This is a genomic window from Nocardioides sp. P5_C9_2 (genome assembly GCF_054049555.1).
In genome coordinates this window covers 1-2,383 of record NZ_JBFUMD010000546.1, presented here as the reverse complement: position 1 = coordinate 2,383, position 2,383 = coordinate 1, and the positions used below count along the sequence as shown (strand labels likewise).

3 protein-coding genes are annotated in these 2,383 nt (G+C 68.0%); 2 read left to right on the top strand and 1 reads right to left on the bottom strand.

The window, feature by feature from the left end; genetic code table 11:
• On the bottom strand, nt 1–560 hold a 560-nt coding region (locus ACXJKL_RS19415; RefSeq protein WP_457208640.1), incomplete at its 3' end, for a hypothetical protein.
• A gap of 239 nt (nt 561–799) precedes the next feature.
• On the opposite strand from ACXJKL_RS19415, the gene ACXJKL_RS19410 reads away from it, so the two are divergent.
• Both ACXJKL_RS19410 and sufB read left to right on the top strand, forming a co-directional pair.
• Nucleotides 800–1,471 (top strand): helix-turn-helix transcriptional regulator, encoded by a 672-nt coding sequence (locus tag ACXJKL_RS19410; RefSeq protein ID WP_457208639.1) that lies wholly within the window; start codon nt 800–802, stop codon nt 1,469–1,471.
• Nucleotides 1,468–2,383: Fe-S cluster assembly protein SufB (gene sufB, locus ACXJKL_RS19405; protein ID WP_457208638.1), on the top strand; the 916-nt coding region annotated here is incomplete at its 3' end. The genes ACXJKL_RS19410 and sufB, both read left to right, overlap by 4 nt.

Sequence of the window (2,383 nt, the reverse complement as noted above, 5' to 3'; positions counted from 1 at the left end):
ACCCCGTCCACGTACATGGTCACGTCCGTGGATGTGCGCACGCACCGCACGACGTGCCAGGCGCCGTTGTTCAACGCGGTCTTGGAGTTGGTGGCGACCTGACCAGTGGGGGACTTGAACAGGCAGCCCACGACGCCTCCGGGCTGCTGGAACTTGACCTGGCCACCCGCGTCCTTGGACTGGCCCTTCTGGATGATGTTGCCGAACTTGTCCGTCGAGCGGTAGCGGATCTCGACCGAGAAGGTGCCGGTGCCGGGGTCCAACGACCCGTCCGCAGCGTCCGGGACCATGATCAGGTGTGCGGCGCCGTAGTAGATCCCGGCGTCCGGGGAGTGCCGGTCCCAGTCGGCCCACGACCCGTTCATCCTGATGTGGTTGCCGATCGCCCCGTTGTGGCCCATGCCGGAGCTGTCGGCGGCCACGGTGGCGCCGGCCGGCTCGTTGAGCTCGAGGGACATCGTCGTGACCGCGGCCCTGGCCGAGATCGCGCTCCCGATCTCCGCCTGCGCCGTCGKTGCGGCGAGGACCAGGCACGCCACGGCCCCCACGCCGATCGTCATCCTTGCAGTCCGCATGTCTCCCCTTTCGGCGCCCGCCGTCGGGTCACCCCGAATCGAGTGTCAGCCGGTTTCGCGACGTCGGCGGGGATCCGGGGCAACATCCCCAATAGTTGGGCCAGCGTCACGGGTTAGGGGACCCTTGCTTGAAGACGAGGAAGCATTAACGTCACACTTGCGTTGTGCAATTCGTGAGGACGACTGCTGCGGCGCCCGACAGGGACGCCCCCACCCGTGAACGGGTGGCTCGGTCGATCCTCGAGAACGGGCCCTCCACCGCCCTCGCGCTCGCCGAGAGGCTCGAGCTGACGCCGGCCGCCGTGCGCCGCCACCTCGAGCACCTGGTCGAGAGCGGCACCGTCGAGGGGCGCGAGCAGAAGGTCTACGGCAGCCGAGGGCGCGGCCGTCCCGCCCGGGTCTTCGCACTGACCGACTCCGGGCGTGACGCGTTCGACCAGCAGTACGACGACCTCGCGGTCGCCGCGCTCCGCTTCCTGGCCGAGACGCAGGGCGACGAGGCCGTCATGGAGTTCGCCCGTCGCCGGGTCGCCTTCGTCGAGCGCGACTACGCCACCGTCACGGTGCAGGACCCCACGCTCACCCCGGCCGAGGCCCTGGCCCACGTCTTCACCGCCGGTGGCTATGCCGCCACCGCGCGCGACCTGCCCATCGGCGAGCAGCTGTGCCAGCAGCACTGCCCGGTCGCCCACGTGGCCCACGAGTTCCCGCAGCTGTGCGAGGCCGAGACCGAGGCCATCGGCCGCGTCCTCGGCACGCACGTCCAGCGGCTGGCGACGATCGCGCACGGCGACGGCGTGTGCACGACCTGCATCCCCAGCACCACCAGCACCACCAGCACCATCGGCACCACCCAGACCACGAGCACCCCCCCGAGCACCAAGGAGAAGCCATGACCTCGATCGAAGAGCTCAACCCCGAGCTCCAGGGCATCGGCCGCTACGAGTTCGGCTGGTCCGACTCGGACGACGCCGGCGCCACCGCGACCCGCGGCCTGAACGAGGACGTCGTCCGCGACATCTCCGCCAAGAAGAACGAGCCGCAGTGGATGCTCGACCTGCGCCTGAAGGGCCTCAAGCTCTTCCACCGCAAGCCGATGCCGACCTGGGGCTCCGACCTCAGCACCATCGACTTCGACAACATCAAGTACTTCGTCCGTTCCAGCGAGAAGCAGGCGACCTCGTGGGAGGAGCTCCCCGAGGACATCAAGAACACCTACGACAAGCTCGGCATCCCCGAGGCGGAGAAGCAGCGCCTCGTCGCCGGCGTCGCCGCGCAGTACGAGTCCGAGGTCGTCTACCACTCGATCCGCGAGGACCTCGAGGAGCAGGGCGTCCTGTTCCTCGACACCGACACCGCGCTGAAGACGCACCCGGAGCTCTTCCAGGAGTACTTCGGCACCGTCATCCCGGTCGGCGACAACAAGTTCGCGGCGCTCAACACCAGCGTCTGGTCCGGGGGCTCGTTCATCTACGTGCCCAAGGGCGTCCACGTCGACATCCCGCTGCAGGCCTACTTCCGGATCAACACCGAGAACATGGGCCAGTTCGAGCGCACCCTGATCATCGTCGACGAGGACGCCTACGTGCACTACGTCGAGGGCTGCACCGCGCCGATCTACTCCTCCGACTCGCTGCACTCGGCGGTCGTGGAGATCATCGTCAAGAAGGGCGGTCGCTGCCGCTACACGACCATCCAGAACTGGTCGAACAACGTCTACAACCTCGTCACCAAGCGCGCCACGTGCGAGGCCGGCGCGACCATGGAGTGGGTCGACGGCAACATCGGCTCCAAGGTGACCATGAAGT